12 protein-coding genes, 10 tRNA genes and 3 rRNA genes are annotated in these 18242 nt (G+C 49.2%); all 25 read right to left on the bottom strand.

What is annotated here, in order from left to right; translation table 11 throughout:
• Nucleotides 1-48: 48 nt before the first annotated feature.
• The 25 genes from hisA to ACDJ58_RS30645 all read right to left on the bottom strand — a co-directional run bounded on the left by hisA (nt 49) and on the right by ACDJ58_RS30645 (nt 17956).
• A complete protein-coding gene (hisA, locus tag ACDJ58_RS30765; protein ID WP_413374440.1) occupies nt 49-783 on the bottom strand; it encodes a 1-(5-phosphoribosyl)-5-[(5-phosphoribosylamino)methylideneamino]imidazole-4-carboxamide isomerase in 735 nt (244 codons plus the stop codon).
• Between the two features lie 113 nt (nt 784-896).
• Nucleotides 897-1517 carry an imidazole glycerol phosphate synthase subunit HisH gene (gene hisH, locus ACDJ58_RS30760; protein WP_413374439.1) on the bottom strand — a complete coding sequence of 207 codons (621 nt, stop codon included), beginning with the start codon at nt 1515-1517 and terminating at the stop codon, nt 897-899.
• A 3-nt stretch (nt 1518-1520) separates the two neighbouring features.
• Entirely contained in the window at nt 1521-2150 is a 630-nt protein-coding gene (gene hisB, locus ACDJ58_RS30755) for an imidazoleglycerol-phosphate dehydratase HisB (RefSeq protein WP_413374438.1), read from the bottom strand.
• Nucleotides 2143-3447: a histidinol dehydrogenase gene (hisD, locus tag ACDJ58_RS30750; RefSeq protein ID WP_413374437.1), complete on the bottom strand. Its 1305-nt coding sequence runs from the start codon at nt 3445-3447 to the stop codon at nt 2143-2145. The genes hisB and hisD overlap by 8 nt, the downstream gene beginning before the upstream one ends.
• Before the next feature lie 107 nt (nt 3448-3554).
• The gene (hisG, locus tag ACDJ58_RS30745) at nt 3555-4214 is read right to left on the bottom strand and encodes an ATP phosphoribosyltransferase (protein WP_064641175.1); all 660 of its coding nucleotides are present in this window, start codon (nt 4212-4214) and stop codon (nt 3555-3557) included.
• Nucleotide 4215: 1 nt separating this feature from the next.
• Nucleotides 4216-5409, bottom strand: coding sequence for an ATP phosphoribosyltransferase regulatory subunit (locus ACDJ58_RS30740; protein ID WP_413374436.1), 1194 nt, complete (start codon nt 5407-5409; stop codon nt 4216-4218).
• Nucleotides 5410-5885: 476 nt separating this feature from the next.
• Nucleotides 5886-6413: an acyltransferase gene (locus tag ACDJ58_RS30735; RefSeq protein WP_413374435.1), complete on the bottom strand. Its 528-nt coding sequence runs from the start codon at nt 6411-6413 to the stop codon at nt 5886-5888.
• Nucleotides 6410-7060, bottom strand: coding sequence for a pyrophosphatase PpaX (gene ppaX, locus ACDJ58_RS30730; protein ID WP_063566519.1), 651 nt, complete (start codon nt 7058-7060; stop codon nt 6410-6412). The genes ACDJ58_RS30735 and ppaX overlap by 4 nt, the downstream gene beginning before the upstream one ends.
• A 6-nt stretch (nt 7061-7066) precedes the next feature.
• The gene (gene lgt, locus ACDJ58_RS30725) at nt 7067-8104 is read right to left on the bottom strand and encodes a prolipoprotein diacylglyceryl transferase (RefSeq protein WP_413374434.1); all 1038 of its coding nucleotides are present in this window, start codon (nt 8102-8104) and stop codon (nt 7067-7069) included.
• 126 nt (nt 8105-8230) lie between these two features.
• Nucleotides 8231-9169 carry an HPr(Ser) kinase/phosphatase gene (gene hprK / locus ACDJ58_RS30720; protein ID WP_063566521.1) on the bottom strand — a complete coding sequence of 313 codons (939 nt, stop codon included), beginning with the start codon at nt 9167-9169 and terminating at the stop codon, nt 8231-8233.
• 262 nt (nt 9170-9431) lie between these two features.
• Nucleotides 9432-10556: an ABC transporter ATP-binding protein gene (locus tag ACDJ58_RS30715; protein ID WP_063566522.1), complete on the bottom strand. Its 1125-nt coding sequence runs from the start codon at nt 10554-10556 to the stop codon at nt 9432-9434.
• Nucleotides 10557-10659: 103 nt separating this feature from the next.
• Nucleotides 10660-11856, bottom strand: coding sequence for a PucR family transcriptional regulator (locus ACDJ58_RS30710; protein WP_413374433.1), 1197 nt, complete (start codon nt 11854-11856; stop codon nt 10660-10662).
• A 162-nt stretch (nt 11857-12018) separates the two neighbouring features.
• Nucleotides 12019-12091 (bottom strand) — tRNA-Lys (locus ACDJ58_RS30705).
• 7 nt (nt 12092-12098) lie between these two features.
• Nucleotides 12099-12184: transfer RNA gene (locus ACDJ58_RS30700), tRNA-Tyr, on the bottom strand.
• A gap of 9 nt (nt 12185-12193) precedes the next feature.
• Nucleotides 12194-12269, bottom strand: a tRNA-Phe gene (locus ACDJ58_RS30695).
• A gap of 20 nt (nt 12270-12289) precedes the next feature.
• Nucleotides 12290-12367: transfer RNA gene (locus tag ACDJ58_RS30690), tRNA-Asp, on the bottom strand.
• A gap of 9 nt (nt 12368-12376) precedes the next feature.
• Nucleotides 12377-12452, bottom strand: a tRNA-Thr gene (locus ACDJ58_RS30685).
• Nucleotides 12453-12457: 5 nt separating this feature from the next.
• Nucleotides 12458-12533, bottom strand: a tRNA-Val gene (locus ACDJ58_RS30680).
• Between the two features lie 9 nt (nt 12534-12542).
• Nucleotides 12543-12619, bottom strand: a tRNA-Met gene (locus ACDJ58_RS30675).
• A gap of 47 nt (nt 12620-12666) precedes the next feature.
• A tRNA-Ser gene (locus tag ACDJ58_RS30670) sits at nt 12667-12758 on the bottom strand.
• Between the two features lie 85 nt (nt 12759-12843).
• Nucleotides 12844-15769: ribosomal RNA gene (locus ACDJ58_RS30665) — 23S ribosomal RNA — on the bottom strand.
• A gap of 204 nt (nt 15770-15973) precedes the next feature.
• Nucleotides 15974-16049, bottom strand: a tRNA-Ala gene (locus ACDJ58_RS30660).
• Between the two features lie 22 nt (nt 16050-16071).
• A tRNA-Ile gene (locus ACDJ58_RS30655) sits at nt 16072-16148 on the bottom strand.
• Between the two features lie 36 nt (nt 16149-16184).
• Nucleotides 16185-16301: ribosomal RNA gene (gene rrf, locus ACDJ58_RS30650) — 5S ribosomal RNA — on the bottom strand.
• A gap of 103 nt (nt 16302-16404) precedes the next feature.
• Nucleotides 16405-17956 (bottom strand): 16S ribosomal RNA (locus tag ACDJ58_RS30645).
• The 16S, 23S and 5S rRNA genes sit together here with 10 tRNA genes alongside, the layout of an rRNA operon.
• Nucleotides 17957-18242 lie beyond the last annotated feature (286 nt).

Below are 18242 nucleotides of genomic sequence, written 5' to 3'. Positions count from 1 at the left end.
ATGATCGTTATCGTGCAAATGTTTAATTGATTATATATAGTCCTGCTATTATTTATTTACCGCACGTACCGCTTCGGACAGATCAATACTGCCAGTATACAGCGCTTTGCCCACGATTGCTCCTCCGACACCATCTTCCGCATGCTTGCTTAAATGAAGCAGATCATCCATGACACTAACTCCCCCGGAAGCAATCACCGTATGGCCACTCGCCTTCGCAAGAGACACGATTGCTTCCACGTTAGGACCCTGCATCATGCCATCACGAGAGATGTCTGTGAAGATAAAGGTTTCTGCACCAAATGCAGCCAGCTCCTTCGCCAGTACCTCAGCCTGAACTTCCGATGTCTCAAGCCATCCACGTGTCGCCACATAGCCGTTACGTGCATCAATACCAATAGCAACTTTATCTCCATACCGACCCAGTACTTCTTCTGTAAAAGCACGATCCTCAATCGCAGCTGTTCCGATAATAAGGCGACTCACGCCGAGACCCAGCAAACGTTCTACATCAGCCACTGTACGAAGACCTCCACCTACCTGAACAGGCACGTTCACGGCCGAAGCAATACGCCCGATCAGCTCATCATTCACGGGATGACCTGCTTTTGCACCGTCCAGATCCACCAGATGAACGTATGTACCACCTTGCTTCTCCCAGGAAAGAGCAACTTGAACCGGGTCATCGTTATATACCGTCTCCTGATTGTAATCTCCCTGCACCAGTCTTACACATTTGCCGTCCCGGATATCAATTGCCGGATATATGATAAAAGATGACATACAAGGCCTCCTGAATATATTCATATTTGTGCTCTAGGCTACATTCTATATAGTTTAGCTACGTATTATTTTATAAGGATGAAATTAAAAAATCATATGATCCCAAATTATGATTACGCCTTCGATCCAGTCACCGCCAGGAAGTTTCCAAGCAGCTTCATACCCAGCTCTCCGCTCTTCTCCGGGTGGAACTGCATACCGAAATTGGAGCCTCTGCCAACAATCGCCGTAACCGGATGTCCGTAATCCGTTACTGCCAATAGATCGCTCTCTACGTCCGTACGTGCATGATATGAATGGACAAAATAGACATGACCTGCCTCAAGCCCCGCGAATAGCGGATTTTCCGGGTGCAGGAACTGCAATCGATTCCAGCCCATATGTGGAACCTTTAATTCTCCCGGTGCGAATCGCACGACTTTACCCGGCAAAATATTCAATCCATCATGCTCGCCATGCTCCTCACTTGAGCTGAACAACAGCTGCATGCCCAGACAGATGCCGAGAAGCGGTGTTGGTCCAGCTGCCGCTTCCTTCACCACAGCGTCCAATCCACTCTCTCGCAAGTGCACCATGGCATCGCCAAATGCACCTACACCTGGCAGAATCACACCATCTGCACCAAGAATCGCGTCCCGGTCACCTGTGACCAGCGCTTCGTAGCCAAGACGTTCGACCGCTTTGCCGACGCTGTGCAGGTTCCCCATACCGTAATCGACAATTGCAATCGCCATCGTCTACAGCACTCCCTTCGTGGAAGGCACACCTGTTACACGTGGATCAATCGTTGTTGCCTCATCCAGTGCACGTCCCAGTGCTTTGAAGATCGCCTCGATCATGTGGTGTGTATTTTGTCCGTAGTGCACGATAACGTGCAATGTAATGCGCGCTTCCAGCGCCAGTTTCCACAGGAACTCATGTACCAGCTCTGTTGAGAAGCTGCCCACTTGCTGAGACGGGTATTGTGCACGGTACTCAAAGTGAGGGCGGTTGCTGACATCGATGACTACCTGAGCGAGAGCCTCATCCATCGGTACAAATACACTCGCATAACGTTTGATTCCCCTCTTGTCACCCAATGCTTCACGAAGAGTCTGTCCCAGACAGATCCCGATATCCTCCACCGTGTGATGGTCATCAATATCAACATCGCCGCGCGCCTGTACGTTCAGGTCAAATTGTCCATGCTTTGTGAACAGATCGAGCATATGATTCAGGAAAGGTACGTCCGTTTCAATCTCAGATTGCCCGGTTCCATCTACGGCAAAAGAAAGCTGAATGTTCGTTTCATTTGTTTTGCGGTCTACCTCTGCCTGACGTAAAGCACCCTTGTTCTGAAGATCCAACCCATTATTCTGCTTATCCATTATCCGATTCCGCCTTTCCTTCCTGTTCTAACCGTACAGCGATTGCACGGGCGTGTCCTTCGAGCCCTTCATGCCGGGCCAACTCTATAATAGCCGCTCCATTTTGGAGCAACGCTTCCTTGCTGTAATAGATCAAACTCGATTTTTTGATAAAATCATCCACGTCCACAGGTGAGCTGAATCGTGCCGTTCCATTTGTCGGAATAATATGATTCGGTCCCGCAAAATAATCCCCTACCGGCTCCGAGCTATACGGGCCGAGGAAGATCGCCCCGGCATTCTCGATCCGGCCAGCGTAAGCCAAGGGCTCCTGCACCATGATCTCCAGATGCTCCGGTGCGAGCCGGTTCACCACATCGATTCCCTCATCGATGGAATCGACCACAATAATCGCGCCATGCTGCTCCACGGAAGCAGCAGCGATATCGCGCCGCGGCAGCACTTCTAGCTGCTGCCGCACTTCGGCCTGCACGGCTTCCGCCAGTACGGCCGAGGTCGTGACGAGAATGGCCGATGCCATCTCGTCATGCTCCGCCTGCGACAACAGGTCGGCGGCGACATATACCGGATTCGCCGTATCATCGGCGAGCACCACAATCTCACTCGGCCCGGCGATACTGTCGATATCGACTGCGCCGTACACCTCGCGCTTCGCGAGCGCCACGTAAATATTGCCCGGTCCACAGATCTTGTCGACCGGGGCAATACTCTCCGTGCCGTAAGCGAGGGCGGCGATCGCCTGAGCGCCGCCAACCCGATACATCTCGCTCACGCCTGCTTCCGCAGCAGCCACGAGAATGTACGGGTTAATACCTTCACCGCCGTTCGTTGACGGCGGCGTTACCAGAACAATCTCCGGCACGCCAGCCACCTGTGCCGGAATCACATTCATCAGCACCGACGAAGGGTACGCTGCTTTGCCGCCAGGTACATAAACGCCGACCCGCTTCAGCGGCCGGATCACCTGGCCCAGCAGACTGCCGTCCGGCTGCCAATCCATCCATGAGTTGCGTTTCTGCTTCTCATGAAAAGCACGAATGTTAGCGGCGGCTTGCCGGATCGCCGTCACGAAGGAAGGCTCCACGGCTGCATAAGCCGCCTGCAACTCTTCCTGCGGCACGCGAAGCTCCGCGGCCGTCAGCTTCGTGCGGTCCAGCTGCTCTGTGTAACGCAGCAGTGCCGCATCTCCTTCCCGGCGGATGTCGCTGACAATGCGCCGTACCGTTTCATTTTGCTCCGGTGTACCATATTCCACTTCCCGCTTCAGATCAAATTCCCGTGCAGGTACAATTTTCATGCGTACAACCTCCCTATCCCTGTAGTGCCTGTGATGCGTCTAATATCCGTTTATGCTATATGATCAATCATCGATTAGTGACTTCCGTTCCGTCTTACATGCTTCATTTATCCTCGAAAAATTCCCGCCGATACCTCATTCGAGGCTGGAATGACCTGCTGGAGTGCATCACATAATGCCTGAATTCGTGCGTTCTTCATCCGATAGCTGACCCGGTTGGCAATAAGGCGGCTTGTGATATCCAGAATACCCGTCATCTCAACGAGTCCGTTCTCACGTAACGTCTGTCCCGTCTCTACCAGATCGACGATTCGATCTGCCAGCCCGATCAGCGGTGCAAGTTCGATGGAACCATTCAGTTTGATAACTTCCACCTGCTGTCCTTGCTCGCGGAAATATTGGGAAGCGATTCTCGGGTACTTTGTTGCCACTCGCTGCTGAATGCCAGGTGTCCAGTCCGGTAGTCCAATAACAGACATGCGGCACTGTGCGATTCCCAGGTTCAACAATTCGTACACGTCCCGATTTTCCTCAAGCAGAACGTCTTTACCCACAATGCCTATATCCGCTACTCCATACTCCACATACGTTGGCACGTCTACGGGCTTCGCCATGATGAACTCCATCCCCGCTTCCGGCACTTCGATGACCAGCTTGCGCGTATCGTCCACGTCTACCGGAATATCAAGCCCTGCTTCACGGAACAGTTTGGAGGCTTTCTTATAGATTCGGCCCTTCGGCATGGCTACCTTCAAAATATCCGACATCTCAGCGTCCCCCTCCATTTTCAGATCCGTACGTGATATCCTGCTCACCCTGAATTGATTTGTTGCCTGTTAGAGCCTCTGCCCCATCTTTAGGAATGAGGTGCGTTACTACATTTTGACCGATGCTGCGTAGTCTCGCCGCCTCCGTTAGAGCCTCAGCCCGGCGTTCCGAGGTATATTGAATAAGTACAGGCTTCTTCTCTTCCATCGTAATTCCATGAACACCATCGATAATCCGGTTCGTTTTGAGTGCAAACCCTGTAGCCGGTAATGAACGACCAAACTGCTGTAACAGATTATCATATCGTCCGCCACTGCATACCGGGGATCCGAGCTCTGCCGCATACCCCTCAAACGTCATGCCTGTATAATAGGAGAAATCACCAATCATCGTCAGATCAATCAACACATGCTCAGACACACCGTACGCTTCCAACACTTCGAATACTGCACAGAGATGTGCAATGGACTGTGCTGCTTCAATACTTGAACTCAGCTCTGCTGCGTGTGTACATACCTCTTTACCGCCACGCAGACGCAAAATGGCTTCAAGCTGCTCCTTCAGTTTCGGTTCCAGATTCAATGCCTCAATGGATTGGCGATAGCCGACATAATCGCGTCCCAGCAATCCTTCTTTCAACTGCTCCTGTTGTACCGTTTGACCCGGAATGACTTCTTCCAGTAACCCGTTCAGAAATCCCATATGACCCATCGCAATTTTAAAGGAAGACACACCCGCTGCCTGCAAAGAAGCGATCGCAAGTGCTACAACTTCTGCATCTGCCTCTGGCGAATCATCACCGACAAGCTCTACACCCGTTTGGAAAAATTCCGCCTCACGTCCTGCTTCCTCTTCAATGGAACGAAACACATTCGCATGATAGGATAGACGCAGAGGAAGCTCCTCATCCTTCAATAGAGAAGAGACCACCCGTGCGATCGGAGCTGTCAGATCTGATCTTAGCACCAACGTAGTCCCGCGACTGTTCAATAATTTAAACAGCTTGCGATCCGATGTGGAACTCGCTACACCTACGGTATCGTAGTATTCAATCGTTGGCGTAATGATTTGACGGTAACCCCAGCGTTCCATGCATTCCAGTACATTCCGCTCAATGGTTCGCAGCTTGGTCACCACATGTGGTGTATAGTCACGAAAACCTGTCGGTTTTTCAAAGCCTTTTGGTTTGGACATTGGTATTATTCACCCCGAGTCAGTAATTTAAGATTGGTAGACGTTCTATTTCAACAGGATTTATGTAGTGTAAATCCCCATTCTATCTTGTAACTTGAATTCTTATTGTTGCTGCCAGGCAGCCTTCAGAAAATGTTTAGTACGTGTTCATTTATCTTAACTATATTCAACTTCCATCTTGTTTCTTTAACATGGTAAAGTGCTAACAAACTAAAGGATATGGGATATGATAACATGAATGGCCATCCATCGTCAACAATACAGCCCCTTTGGGGTGCTTGTACTACATCCTCCATTTTGATCCCACTGCTGGAGATTAGTCTAATTATGTGTATACGAAAAAAGCTGCCATCAGCAGCTTCCTTATTCCAGTCAGTTCGACTTATTGCTCTTCCCCTGACTGAACCAATTCAGGTTAATTTCCGTATCCTTTGTTGATGATCTTTTCAGATATGTCCGTAGGCCGTCTCCCAAAATCATTTGTTTTCATCAGCCTTTACAACGATCTCCTCCGCTGAAGCATTCGAGCGAGACAGATCACGAAGTGGATTCCCTCCAACAAAAGCCCCCGGAGCTACATCCTTATGAACAACTGCTCCTGCAGCTACAACCGCACCGTCTCCGATGGTCACACCCGGCAGGATGGTTGAATTTGCACCGATCAGTACATTTTCCCCGATAATCACCTCACCGAGTCTGTACTCTTTAATAAGATACTCGTGAGCCAGGATCGTGGTGTTGTAACCAATCACGGAATTTTCGCCCACCGTAATTTTCTCCGGAAAGAACACATCAACCATAACCATCAATCCAAATGCCGTATGTTTACCCACCTTCATGCCGAGCATGCGACGATAGATCCAGTTCTTGACCGATAGAATCGGGCAGTACCGTGACAACTGAATCCAGATGAAATTACGCACGCCTTTCCACGGACTCACTGTCTTGTAGATATGCCAAAGTGCGTTATGACCTTCTACGGGATAGCGGGTTACTTTTCTCATGAACGTTCCGTTTCAATCAGCTTAAGCAAGTCCTTCATGTCGTGCAAAATATAATCCGGGTTATAGCCGCTCAATACAGCCTCTCCCTTAAGGGACCAAGCTACGCCTGCCGCCAGCGCACCCGCGTTCTGTGCCGATTGAATATCGACTGGGCTGTCACCCACCATTAAAGTTTTGGAAGGATCTGCACCCAACTCTTCGATCGCCTTTAGGACCGGTTCAGCATGCGGTTTGGGATTTGTTACATCGGTAACCGTCACAATCGATTTCATATACTTCAACAGGTCGAAGCGCTCCAGCACCTTAAGAGTAGATGGACGAATCTTCGTCGTGACAACACCCATCACGATTCCTGCCTCATGAAGAGCTTCAACAACCTCAATCACGTGAGGAAACGGCTGAACCATCGCCTCATGATGAACGTCGTTGTACGCTCGATACCCTTTGACATACTCCGCAACATCCTCTTTCCCAGAGAACGTACGCATCTGATTCTCCAGTGTTCCTCCCATATGTGGGATGATCTGTTCGCGTGTCCAAGGGGTTGATAATTGCAAATCCTCCATTACATGAAGGAAAGAGTTGATTATTAGTTCATTCGTATCGATAATCGTTCCATCCAGATCAAACAAAACCGTGTCAATCATGTTGCATTACTCCTTTTTCTCTTCAGCTTGCTTCAGATCCTCTTTGGTCGAGACTGGAGTTACCGTGTCCTCTTTGCCTGCAACCGGGCCTGGTTGCACCATATCATCCGATGATTCTGAAGGAACCTTGGAAGATACAATCGGATCGCTATAACGTACATCTGCCTTGCCTGTCATTCTTCTCACGACGATGAAGACTACCGCAACAATAATGATGCCAATAGCCAACAGCTGCGAAATTCTTACGTTACCGTAGGCTGGATCAAGATATCCTTGCTCGAAGCCCATAGCTGTCATCGGAGACCATAACCCATTAACCATGGAGGCAACCCATTGCGGAGCCTGAAATCCCAGACTGTCGGTACGCAGCGCTTCGATAAAGAATCGACCGATCGAGTACCAGATAAAATAGGACATAAACAGCTCACCAGCACGCAGGAACTTCTGACGACGAAGCACCAGCAAGATGACCAAACCAACAAGACTCCACATCGATTCATACAAAAATGCAGGATGATGGAATACACCTTCCACATTCATCTGATTAACGATAAAGTCTGGCAGATGAAGCTTGTCTCTCAAAAATGATTCTTCCACAGGACCGCCATAGGCTTCCTGGTTTACAAAGTTACCCCAGCGTCCGATCATTTGTCCAACGATCAGTCCGGGTGCACAGATATCCGCCATGCGCCAGAAATTATACCCTTTACGACGGAAGAAAATGACTGCACATATGATCGCACCAATCAGTGCGCCATATATGGCGATACCACCATTCCATATTTTAAAGACATCCCAGAAATTATCCTTATAATCGTCCCATCGAAATGCCACGTAGTATATGCGGGCACCAATAATGGCAGAAGGTACACCAAGCAGAACCATGTCCATGAACACTTCCTGCGGAATGTTGTACCGTTTGCCTTCCCGGATGACGAGCAGCAAACCTACAAGGGCCGCTGTACCGAGAATAAGCCCGTACCAGTGAACCTTTAACGCTCCGATGGAGAACGCAATCGGGTTCAACAGTAATAATGTATCCATTCATTCACACTCCTATAAATTGACTCATTCACAAGCATAACCAATTGCTGCATGTCTCCAACACTCTATAAAGAAGTAGAACACATCAACAATTGGCCTTTAATCATATAATAGGTCCTTCTCTTCTTAGTCCATGTCTTCCATATCTTCAGAGATCGTTGCTGTCAGCTTGTTCGTAAATTGCAGCGCAGCATTCAGACCCATCTGTTTCAAGCGATAGTTCATTCCCGCTACTTCAATGATAACAGCCAAGTTCCGTCCCGGACGCACAGGAATCGTTACAAGCGGTACATCTGTATCAATGATGCGTGTCGTTTCTTCATCCAGACCAAGACGATCATATTGCTTATCCTGCTGCCAAGCTTCCAGACGGACAACCAGTGTAATCCGTTTGTTATTACGAACCGCGCCCGCACCGAACAATGTCATTACGTTGATGATGCCGACGCCACGAATCTCAAGCAGGTGACGGATCAATTCTGGCGCAGTTCCGTGCAGCTGGAAGTCTGATGTCTGACGAATTTCTACCGCATCATCGGCGATCAATCGGTGACCACGTTTCACCAGTTCCAGTGCAGTCTCACTCTTACCAATGCCACTGCTTCCGGTGATTAACATCCCTACTCCATACACATCACAGAGTACACCGTGAATCGTTGCGGTAGGCGCCAGTTTCTTCTCCAGAAATCCAGTAATCCGGCTGGACAGAATCGTTGTAGCCATGTTGCTGCGAAGCACAGCAAGGTTCTGTTCTTCACTGATGTCAATCAGTTCCTGTGGCACTTCAAGTCCACGGGTTACTACGATACATGGCGTTTCTTCCGTACAAAGGCGCTGCATCCGATCACGGCGCTCATCTTCCGGCAACATTGCAAAAAAGGCCAGCTCTGTTCTACCAAGCAGCTGTACCCGTTCTTGTGGATGATATTCAAAATAACCGGCCATTTCCAGACCAGGACGGTTCAAATCGTCTACAGTAATGACTCTCTTCAATCCGTGGGATCCAGAAACAACTTCCAATTGGAACTGTTGTACCAATTCAGATACTTTCACTTTTTTCGCCATTTGTCTCTTCCTTTCAGCATTCGCTGCCCTCTATGTACATCAGCATTAGCGTCATTCCATTGCATTAATAGCGCATTCATGTTGTTTGTTACAGCATCTAACCTTCAAATAATCTTAAATGAATTCCGGGATGAATGCAATCTTGGCTTGCACCCGTGTATGAGTAAAAAGCCCCTTCCAGCAATAACGGAAGGGGCTCAGATTACAATGTATGATTGCGTTAACTGATAGATTCCATCGTTACCGATGAATCTCAGTACTATTAGTCTTGAAGAAGAACGTTTGCTTCAGTCTCTTTGTCAAAGATATGAACTTTGTTCATGTCAATTGCCATTTTGACTGTGGAACCATCACGAGTGTTGGAACGTCCGTCTACACGTGCGATTGTAGTGTCGTTACCTACACCGCTCAGGTAGAGGAGCATTTCGTGACCCAGGTTCTCTGTTACATCTACGTGTGTAGAGAATACAGAGTTCGGGGATGCTTCCAGGAATACTGGCTCTTCGTGAATGTCTTCTGGACGAACACCCAGAATGACTTCTTTACCAATGTATCCTCTTGATTTCAGCACTTGTGCTTTACCTTGTGGGATTTCAACGTCCACACCAGGAGCTACGAAATGCATGCTAGCACCTTGCTCAGCCAATTTACCCGAGATAAAGTTCATTGTCGGGGAACCGATGAAACCAGCTACGAACAGATTAGCAGGGAGGTTGTAAAGCTCTTCCGGAGAAGCTGCTTGTTGGATGATACCATCCTTCATAACAACGATTCGATCACCCATTGTCATTGCTTCGATCTGGTCATGCGTTACGTAGATAACGGTTGTTTCCAAACGTTTCGCAAGTTTAGTGATCTCAGCACGCATTTGACCACGCAGTTTCGCATCCAAGTTGGAGAGAGGCTCATCCATCAAGAATACTTGTGGATCACGGACGATCGCACGTCCCAGAGCGACACGCTGACGTTGACCACCGGACAATGCCTTAGGTTTACGCTCAAGCAAATGCTCGATGTCCAGGATTCTAGCTGCTTCACGTACACGTTTGTCGATCTCATCTTTTTTCACTTTACGCAATTTCAGACCAAACGCCATGTTTTGGTATACGCTCATATGCGGATACAAGGCATAGGATTGGAATACCATCGCGATATCGCGGTCTTTAGGAGCAACATCATTAACGACACGGTCGCCGATATAGAGTTTACCTTCAGAAATTTCCTCAAGGCCTGCGATCATACGCAGTGTTGTTGATTTACCACAACCGGACGGACCTACCAGTACCAGAAACTCTTTATCTTTAATGTCCAGGTTAATATCAACTACTGTAGCTTTATCAGAACCCGGGTATTTTTTGAAAATATGCTCTAAACGTACACCAGCCATGATTGTTGCCTCCTCAGAGATCATTTTGTAATCGAATACATTTTGTAGTTTTATATTAACCCATTTACATGATGTTTGACTATTCGCAAACTGCACAAAAATATCAAAGCTTTTTCGTCACTTTGTACATAAGCAATAAAAGTCGCACCAGAACAGCACTTTCGAAGTTCCTGACATCATATCCAATCTCCTGTTTGATCTTATCCAAACGATATACCAAGGTATTTCGATGAATGAAGAGTCGCTTTGCCGTCTCGCTGACATTACAATCAAGATTGAAGAAGGTCTCCAGCGTAGCCAGTGTCTCACTATCACTAAACAACACAGTGCCTTTCCCCGTTTCCTGTATAAAACGTAGACGCTGTTGCACAGGAATGCTATCTACCAAACGTTCGAGGTGCAGATCCCAAGGGAGATGGATGTGTTGTGCGACATGGAAAGCCCTGCCCAAGTGAACACTCTCTTGAAGAAGTGCCGTGACAGGAGATAGCTGCTTTGCAGGGATACACGGTAAGGATGCAGACAAATGAAATACACCCGCCCATTCACTGGCAACCAATTCATAGAGCCCCTGACAAAAGGCATTCAGTAAATCCTTTCTGGCTTCCGTCGTATCCTCTTCAGCTTCGCCTGTGACAATCTGTTCATCACCCAGAAACACCCACTCCTGCGCTCCCACAGGAATCAGTATAATCTCTTCACCGAAGTAACTTTCGAGTAACTTGTTCAATTCCTTCGAACGAATGCGATGAGCATCAGGTGTCTCACATTGCAGCAAAAATGGGATTTTCTCTGTACTCAATTCTCCATCCAGTGAAAAATGATCCGGAATAGGTTCCTGCTGGACTTTTTGCTCAATCTGCTTCCGAAGCCACTGTCCCAATTCAGCAAGCTGTTGTTCTCTATCGTTTTCATATATCACAGGCTGTTCTTCATCTAGCGATTCCCTATGACTTCTAATGAGAAGTTCAATTAAACGCTGTACTTCCAGCGTAACGGTGTCAACAGAGCATCCCCAATATAAAACAGTCCCTTCTTCCTCGTTCATCCCGACTTTAAAATATATATGGTCTTCTGTACGCCAACTGCTTACATCCGTAGCCAAATCATCCATCATCTCATCATCACGTAAGAAACCTTCAGCCTCTTTTGTAAGAGTATTATGAGCCACTGGAACAGTTCTACGGTGAGTTGAGTTTAATCCATATTGATTCCATTCTTCTATAGTTATCACGGATTCGTCCAATGTAGTACCTATAATTGCTTCGATTTGTTGTTTTAGATCAGGTATGAGCTTCATATAATGAACGCCACCACTCTGCTTTTTTCTATTATTTTATCATATCTTGCACAGCATCGCCTTTTTCAGTCTTTATCAGCGTTCCCAGATTATTAATTTATTTATCTATAACAAAAAAGAGTGATTAATCAAATTAATGATCAATCACTCTTTTTCAAAAGATGAGTCATGAAGGGCTCGAACCTTCGACACCCTGATTAAAAGTCAGGTGCTCTACCAACTGAGCTAATGACTCGAAAAACTGGTGGAGGATGATGGATTCGAACCACCGAACCCGTACGGGAGCAGATTTACAGTCTGATGCGTTTGGCCGCTTCGCTAATCCTCCAGGATTACATGGTGGCTCGGGACGGAATCGAACCGCCGACACGAGGATTTTCAGTCCTCTGCTCTACCGACTGAGCTACCGAGCCTTATTTAATTTTTAGATTAATGGCGGAACCGACGGGATTCGAACCCGCGATCTCCTGCGTGACAGGCAGGCATGTTAGGCCAACTACACCACGGTTCCAGGCATTAATGGTGCCGGCGAGAGGACTTGAACCCCCAACCTACTGATTACAAGTCAGTTGCTCTACCAGTTGAGCTACACCGGCGTATATGGTGGAGGCTGAGGGGATCGAACCCCCGACCCTCTGCTTGTAAGGCAGATGCTCTCCCAGCTGAGCTAAGCCTCCTGGGTAATATGGTAGCGGCGGAGGGGATCGAACCCCCGACCTCACGGGTATGAACCGTACGCTCTAGCCAGCTGAGCTACACCGCCATATTAATAATATTGATCTTGATTGCTTGTCCATCTTAAGGTAAAGATGGCGGAGAGAGAGGGATTCGAACCCTCGCACCGCTTACGCAGTCTAACCCCTTAGCAGAGGGTCCCCTTATAGCCACTTGGGTATCTCTCCAAATAGACAATCATGAAAAATTCTTACAAGGATTGCTCCCTGAAAACTAGATCCGAAACGAAATGTGCGATTTACAACTTGCATATTGGATAAGCCCTCGACCGATTAGTACTGGTCAGCTCCATGCATTGCTGCACTTCCACCCCCAGCCTATCTACCTCGTCGTCTTCAAGGGGTCTTACATACTGGGAAATCTCATCTTGAGGGGGGCTTCACGCTTAGATGCTTTCAGCGCTTATCCCTTCCGTACATAGCTACCCAGCGGTGCTCCTGGCGGAACAACTGGTACACCAGCGGTACGTCCATCCCGGTCCTCTCGTACTAAGGACAGCTCCTCTCAAATTTCCTACGCCCACGACAGATAGGGACCGAACTGTCTCACGACGTTCTGAACCCAGCTCGCGTACCGCTTTAATGGGCGAACAGCCCAACCCTTGGGACCTACTTCAGCCCCAGGATGCGATGAGCCGACATCGAGGTGCCAAACCTCCCCGTCGATGTGGACTCTTGGGGGAGATAAGCCTGTTATCCCCAGGGTAGCTTTTATCCGTTGAGCGATGGCCCTTCCATGCGGTACCACCGGATCACTAAGCCCGACTTTCGTCCCTGCTCGACTTGTAGGTCTCGCAGTCAAGCTCCCTTATGCCTTTGCACTCTTCGAATGATTTCCAACCATTCTGAGGGAACCTTTGGGCGCCTCCGTTACTCTTTAGGAGGCGACCGCCCCAGTCAAACTGCCCACCTGACACTGTCCCCGCACCGGATTACGGTACCAGGTTAGAACCTAGATACGATCAGGGTGGTATCCCAACGGTGCCTCCACGCAAGCTGGCGCTCACGTTTCAAAGGCTCCCACCTATCCTGTACAGATCGTACCCAAATTCAATATCAAGCTGCAGTAAAGCTCCATGGGGTCTTTCCGTCTTGTCGCGGGTAACCTGCATCTTCACAGGTATTAAAATTTCACCGGATCTCTCGTTGAGACAGCGCCCAAGTCGTTACGCCATTCGTGCGGGTCAGAATTTACCTGACAAGGAATTTCGCTACCTTAGGACCGTTATAGTTACGGCCGCCGTTTACTGGGGCTTCGGTTCACAGCTTCGGATTGCTCCTAACCGCTCCCCTTAACCTTCCAGCACCGGGCAGGCGTCAGCCCGTATACTTCGCCTTACGGCTTCGCACAGACCTGTGTTTTTGCTAAACAGTCGCTTGGGCCTTTTCACTGCGGCCCCCTCGTGCTATTCACACTACCGGGGCACCCCTTCTCCCGAAGTTACGGGGTCATTTTGCCGAGTTCCTTAACGAGAGTTCTTCCGCGCGCCTTAGAATTCTCTTCTCGCCTACCTGTGTCGGTTTGCGGTACGGGCACCATCACCTGGCTAGAGGCTTTTCTTGGCAGTGTGAGATCATGACCTTCGCTACTATAATTTTCGCTCCCCATCACAGCCCAGCCTTACGATGTGCGGATTTGCCTACACATCAGCCTCACTGCTTAGACGGACATCCATCAGTCCGCGTCACTACCCTGCTGCGTCCCCCCATTGCTCATAACGGCTTACGGTGGTACAGGAATTTCGACCTGTTGTCCTTCGACTACGCCTTTCGGCCTCGCCTTAGGTCCCGACTTACCCTGAGCGGACGAGCCTTCCTCAGGAACCCTTAGGCTTTCGGCGGATCAGATTCTCACTGATCTTTTCGTTACTCATACCGGCATTCTCACTTGTATAATGTCCAGCGCTCCTTACGGTACACCTTCAACCCTTATACAACGCTCCCCTACCCCTGATGCAAAGCATCAAGCCATAGCTTCGGTGGTGTGTTTAGCCCCGTTACATTTTCGGCGCAGAGTCACTCGACCAGTGAGCTATTACGCACTCTTTCAATGGTGGCTGCTTCTAAGCCAACATCCTGGTTGTCTGTGCAACTCCACATCCTTTCCCACTTAACACACACTTGGGGACCTTAGCTGATGGTCTGGGCTGTTTCCCTTTTGACAATGGATCTTAGCACTCACTGTCTGACTCCCGGAAGTAAGTCTATGGCATTCGGAGTTTGACTGAGCTTGGTAACCCTTGCGGGCCCCGCACCCAATCAGTGCTCTACCTCCACGACTCTGTTTTCCGAGGCTAGCCCTAAAGCTATTTCGGGGAGAACCAGCTATCTCCGAGTTCGATTGGAATTTCTCCGCTACCCCCACCTCATCCCCGCATTTTTCAACATGCGTGGGTTCGGGCCTCCAGTGCGTGTTACCGCACCTTCACCCTGGACAGGGGTAGATCACCCGGTTTCGGGTCTACGTCCACGTACTAAGTCGCCCTATTCAGACTCGCTTTCGCTGCGGCTCCGGCTCTTCACCTTAACCTTGCACGGGAACGTAACTCGCCGGTTCATTCTACAAAAGGCACGCCATCACCCCTAAAACGGGCTCTGACTTTTTGTAAGCACACGGTTTCAGGTTCTATTTCACTCCCCTTCCGGGGTGCTTTTCACCTTTCCCTCACGGTACTGCTTCACTATCGGTCGCTAGGAAGTATTTAGCCTTGGCAGATGGTCCTGCCGGATTCATACGGGGTTTCACGTGCCCCGCACTACTCGGGATACATCTCGGAGAGAACCAACTTTCAAGTACAGGGCTTTTACCTTCTTTGGCGGGCCTTTCCAGACCTCTTCGTTTAACCGGTTCCTTTGTAACTCCATGTGAGACGTCCCACAACCCCAAAGAGCAAGCTCTCTGGTTTGGGCTTCTCCGCGTTCGCTCGCCGCTACTGACGGAATCACTATTGTTTTCTCTTCCTCAAGGTACTTAGATGTTTCAGTTCCCTTGGTATGCCTCTGCATAACCTATGTATTCAGTTATGAGTAACTGGAAATTACCCCAGCTGGGTTTCCCCATTCGGACACCCCCGGATCAAAGCTTGCTTACAGCTCCCCGAGGCAGTTTCGTTGTTCGCCACGTCCTTCATCGGCTCCTAGCGCCTAGGCATCCTCCGTGTGCTCTTAGTAGCTTAACCATATTTGCTCCGGTTTCGACTGCTCGCTTCCCTTGTTTTGCTTGCGCAAAGCCAAAAGTCGCTCTCACTCTATACCATCGCAATGCAGTTTTCACTATTTATTGAAACTTGTTTAACACAAGTTCAGCTTAAAAAGGAATGTTCTAAATCGCAAAATTTCGTTTCGATATCTAGTTTTCAAAGAACAAGCTTGTAAAATCTTGTTGGTGGAGCCAAGCGGGATCGAACCGCTGACCTCCTGCTTGCAAGGCAGGCGCTCTCCCAGCTGAGCTATGGCCCCATATTAGATTATAAGGTATACATGGTGGGCCCTGGTGGACTCGAACCACCGGCCTCACCCTTATCAGAGGTGCGCTCTAACCAACTGAGCTAAGGGCCCACATTATATATCATATTGAAACCCTAATGGGTTTACGCTTGGCGACGTTCTACTCTCCCAGGACCCTGCGGTCCAAGTACCATCGACGCTGAAGGGCTTAACGGTCGTGTTCGGGATGGGAACGTGTGGAACCCCTTCGCTATCGCCACCAAACGTTTTGAGAGTTTGAGCTCTCAAAACTGAGCAACGAGTGAGTAGTTTTTGCAGATCTAGTCTGCGATTTGAATGTTTCCACGCGGGAAACGATTCTCCATAGAAAGGAGGTGATCCAGCCGCACCTTCCGATACGGCTACCTTGTTACGACTTCACCCCAATCATCTATCCCACCTTCGGCGGCTGGCTCCTTGCGGTTACCCCACCGACTTCGGGTGTTATAAACTCTCGTGGTGTGACGGGCGGTGTGTACAAGACCCGGGAACGTATTCACCGCGGCATGCTGATCCGCGATTACTAGCAATTCCGACTTCATGCAGGCGAGTTGCAGCCTGCAATCCGAACTGAGACCGGCTTTTTAGGATTCGTTCCACCTCGCGGCTTCACAGCCCGTTGTACCGGCCATTGTAGTACGTGTGTAGCCCAGGTCATAAGGGGCATGATGATTTGACGTCATCCCCACCTTCCTCCGGTTTGTCACCGGCAGTCACCTTAGAGTGCCCATCCGAAATGCTGGCAACTAAGATCAAGGGTTGCGCTCGTTGCGGGACTTAACCCAACATCTCACGACACGAGCTGACGACAACCATGCACCACCTGTCTCCTCTGTCCCGAAGGAAAGATACATCTCTGTACCGATCAGAGGGATGTCAAGACCTGGTAAGGTTCTTCGCGTTGCTTCGAATTAAACCACATACTCCACTGCTTGTGCGGGTCCCCGTCAATTCCTTTGAGTTTCAGTCTTGCGACCGTACTCCCCAGGCGGAGTGCTTAATGTGTTAACTTCGGCACCAAGGGTATCGAAACCCCTAACACCTAGCACTCATCGTTTACGGCGTGGACTACCAGGGTATCTAATCCTGTTTGCTCCCCACGCTTTCGCGCCTCAGCGTCAGTTACAGCCCAGAGAGTCGCCTTCGCCACTGGTGTTCCTCCACATATCTACGCATTTCACCGCTACACGTGGAATTCCACTCTCCTCTTCTGCACTCAAGTCACCCAGTTTCCAGTGCGATCCGGGGTTGAGCCCCGGGATTAAACACCAGACTTAAATGACCGCCTGCGCGCGCTTTACGCCCAATAATTCCGGACAACGCTTGCCCCCTACGTATTACCGCGGCTGCTGGCACGTAGTTAGCCGGGGCTTTCTTCTCAGGTACCGTCACCTTGAGAGCAGTTACTCTCCCAAGCGTTCTTCCCTGGCAACAGAGCTTTACGATCCGAAAACCTTCATCACTCACGCGGCATTGCTCCGTCAGGCTTTCGCCCATTGCGGAAGATTCCCTACTGCTGCCTCCCGTAGGAGTCTGGGCCGTGTCTCAGTCCCAGTGTGGCCGATCACCCTCTCAGGTCGGCTACGCATCGTCGCCTTGGTGAGCCGTTACCCCACCAACTAGCTAATGCGCCGCAGGCCCATCCCCAAGTGACAGATTGCTCCGTCTTTCCAGTTCTCTTCAGGTGAAGAAAACAACTATTCGGTATTAGCTACCGTTTCCGGTAGTTGTCCCAAACTTGAGGGCAGGTTGCCTACGTGTTACTCACCCGTCCGCCGCTAACTATCAGAGAAGCAAGCTTCTCTGATAGTCCGCTCGACTTGCATGTATTAGGCATGCCGCCAGCGTTCGTCCTGAGCCAGGATCAAACTCTCCAATAAAGTATTGAAAAGAGCGATAAGCTCATTTTGAAACTGACGAGATTAAAAATCTCATTTGTGCTCCAGTCGATTCAAACCAAGGCTTGTCTCGAACTTTCGCGTTCATTCTGCAAGCAGAATGTTTACTCACTCGTTGTTCAGTTTTCAAAGATCAAACTTGATAATTTTCTTGCTTTTTCGTCACCATTTTCTCTCAGCGGCGACTTTTATAATATACCATACTTCGTTTGTTTCAGTCAAGCTTTTTTTGAAATTCTTTTTTCGAGTCCTTAGCGAACTCATTCAT

It is taken from the genome of Paenibacillus taichungensis (genome assembly GCF_047302525.1).
GTDB classification, from domain to species: domain Bacteria; phylum Bacillota; class Bacilli; order Paenibacillales; family Paenibacillaceae; genus Paenibacillus; species Paenibacillus taichungensis_B.
This window is presented reverse-complemented; position numbering and strand designations above follow the sequence as displayed.